This window comes from Thermus thermamylovorans, from assembly GCF_004307015.1.
GTDB lineage: Bacteria > Deinococcota > Deinococci > Deinococcales > Thermaceae > Thermus > Thermus thermamylovorans.
On record NZ_SIJL01000034.1, the window covers coordinates 1 to 3263 of the forward strand.

General features: G+C 63.3%; 2 rRNA genes. Both read right to left on the bottom strand.

Going from position 1 to position 3263, the window contains the following annotated elements:
• Positions 1-34: 34 nt before the first annotated feature.
• Positions 35-151: ribosomal RNA gene (gene rrf, locus ETP66_RS11690) — 5S ribosomal RNA — on the bottom strand.
• A gap of 82 nt (positions 152-233) precedes the next feature.
• A 23S ribosomal RNA gene (locus tag ETP66_RS11695) occupies positions 234-3135 on the bottom strand.
• Between the last annotated feature and the right edge of the window lie 128 nt (positions 3136-3263).

A 3263-nucleotide genomic window follows, 5' to 3' on the forward strand; every position in this document is an offset into this window, starting at 1 on the left:
TCTACCAACTGAGCTACTCCCGCATGGAAAAAATCCCCCGCACCGACCTACTCTCCCAGGACCCTGCGGTCCCAGTACCATCGGCGCTGGCGCGTTTCACTTCCGTGTTCGGAATGGGAACGGGTGGTTCCACGCCGCTAGGGGCACGGGGGATTCCGGTGTTTTGCCTTTCAAAAGGCCACGCCCCCTTGGGGAGGCGGGGGATCTGGCTGGGGTGGACCATCAGGGCAAAGGGGGTCAAGACCTCGGACGATTGGGACCGGTCAGCTCAACGCCTCGCGGCGCTTACACCTCCGGCCCATCCACCGGGTCGTCTTCCCGGGTCCTTACCGGCTAAAGCCGTGGGAGGCCTCATCTTGGGGCGGGTTTCCCGCTTAGATGCTTTCAGCGGTTATCCCTCCCGCACATGGCTACCCAGCCTATGCCCCTGGAGGGACAGCTGGGAAACCAGAGGTGCGTCCCTTCCGGTCCTCTCGTACTAGGAAGAGCCCCCCGCAAGCCTCCTGCGCCCGTGGCGGATAGAGACCGAACTGTCTCACGACGTTCTGAACCCAGCTCGCGTGCCGCTTTAATGGGCGAACAGCCCAACCCTTGGGACCTTCTTCAGCCCCAGGATGCGACGAGCCGACATCGAGGTGCCAAACCTCCCCGCCGCTGTGGACGCTCGGGGGAGATCAGCCTGTTATCCCCGGGGTAACTTTTATCCGTTGATCGATGGCCCTTCCACACGGGACCACCGGTTCACTAGGCCCGGCTTTCGCCCCTGCTCGGCTTGCAGGCCTCACAGTCAGGCTCCCTTCTACCCTTGCGCTCTCCGGCGGATTTCCGTCCCGCCTGAGGGAACCTTTGGGCGCCTCCGTTACCTTTTAGGAGGCGACCGCCCCAGTCAAACTGCCCGCCAAGCGCTGTCCCCGATCCCTCGGGTTAGGCCCCCAGCCGCATCAGGGTGGTATTTCACCGGCGCCTCCACCGCCCCCGAAAGGGCGGCTTCCCAGGCTCCCACCTATCCTACGCAGACGCGACCAAAGGCCAACACCAGGCTGCAGTAAAGCTCCACGGGGTCTTTTCGTCCTGCCACGGGTAGGCCGCATCTTCACGGCCAGTTCAATTTCACCGGGTCCCTCGCCGAGACAGCGCTCCGGTCGTTACGCTTTTCGTGCAGGTCGGAACTTACCCGACAAGGAATTTCGCTACCTTAGGACCGTTATAGTTACGGCCGCCGTTCACCGGGGCTTCGGTTCAGGGCTTGCACCCCTCCCCTTGACCTTCCGGCACCGGGCAAGCGTCGCTCCCTATACCTCCCCTTACGGGTTCGCAGAGAGCTGTGTTTTTGGTAAACAGTCGCCAGAGCCTGTTCACTGCGGCTCCCCTCGCGGGGAGCACCCCTTCTCCCGAAGTTACGGGGCTAACTTGCAGAGTTCCTTGGCGAGGGTTCTCCCGCGCGCCTGAGTGCTCTCGCACCCGCCCACCTGTGTCGGTTTGCGGTACGGGTTCCCATGGGTTGTGCTTAGAGGCTTTTCTCGGCTCCCTGGCTTCGGGGGGTTGTCACCCTCACGGGCTTCCCCACCACGCAGAGCTCGCGGGAGGCGGATTTGCCTACCTCCCACCCTGCGCTTCTGGCCGGGCTCAGCCATGGCTCCGGTCCCCCTAGCCTAGAGCGTCCCCCCATCGCACCCATGGGAAGGGCCGGAATATTAACCGGCTGCCCTTCGGCTACGCCTCTCGGCCTCACCTTAGGCCCCGCCTAACCCTACGCTGACGACCATGGCGTAGGAACCCTTGGGCTTACGGCGACAGGGATTCTCACCCTGTTTATCGTTACTCATGCCGGCATTCGCACTTCCCTTACCTCCAGCCGCCCTCGCGGACGACCTTCCTCGGCATCGGGAACGCTCCCCTACCGCCTGAGGGATTAACCCCCAGACCCGCAGCTTCGGCGCTGGGCTTAAGCCCCGATCATTTTCGGCGCAGCGTCACTCGACCAGTGAGCTATTACGCACTCTTTAAAGGATGGCTGCTTCTAAGCCAACCTCCTGGCTGTCCCAGCAACGCCACATCCTTTCCCACTTAGCCCAGACTTCGGGACCTTAGCTGGCGGTCTCGGTTGTTCCCGCGCTCGGACGCGGACGTTATCGCTCGCGCCCTCACTCCCAGGCTCCCCCTGGGACCCTTCGGAGTTTGACAGGGTTTGGTAGGCTGGTGGGCCCCCTAGCCCTATCAGTGCTCTACAGGCCCCAGTCAGCACCTGAGGCTGACCCTAAAGTCATTTCGGGGAGAACCAGCTATCTCCGGGTTCGGTTAGCTTTTCACTCCTAACCCCAGCTCATCCGAGGGGTTTGCATCCCCCACCGGTTCGGGCCTCCACTGGGTTTCACCCCAGCTTCACCCTGGCCAGGGCTAGCTCACCCGGTTTCGGGTCCACGGCCGCGGACTTCGCGGGCCGCACGCGGCCCGCTCGCGCCCTCTTCGGACTCGGTTTCCCTACGCCTCCGCCTCCACGGCTTAAGCTCGCCCACGACCGTGAGTCGCCGGCTCATGCTTCAATAGGCACGCCGCAACCCCAAAAAGGGGCCGCGACTGCTTGTAAGCCCACGGTTTCAGGCTCTATTTCACTCCCCTCCCGGGGTTCTTTTCACCTTTCCCTCACGGTACTGGTCCACTATCGGTCACCCGGAGTACTTAGCCTTAGGCGGTGGTCCGCCCAGATTCCCCCAGGGCTCCACGAACCCCAGGGTACTCGGGTACCCTCACCTATCCCCCCACCTTTCGCCTACAGGGCTTTCACCTTCTTTGGCGCCCCTTCCCAGAGGCTTCGGCTAGGCTGGGGATTCGGCATACGAGGGCCCCACAACCCCGCCCGGACCAGCCGGACGGTTTAGGCTCTTCCCCTTTCGCTCGCCGCTACTCAGGGAGTCGCTTTCGCTTTCCTCTCCTCTGGGTACTGAGATGTTTCAGTTCCCCAGGTTCCCCCCGCCCCTAAGGGCGGTGACCCGTGTTCCCACGGGCCGGGTTCCCCCATTCGGACATCCAGGGATCCACGCCCGCTACCGGCTCCCCCTGGCTTATCGCAGGTAGCCACGTCCTTCATCGGCTCGGGTGCCAAGGCATCCACCGTGGGCCCTTAGCATCTTGACCCTCCAAGGCCGCGCGCATCGCGCAACCCTCGGCTTCCATCCATCCACCCCAGCTTTCAAGATCCCCCGCCGCCCGCCGGGCAGCGCAAAGAAAAAACTACCAGACCAAAACAAGACTGTCAAGGGGGG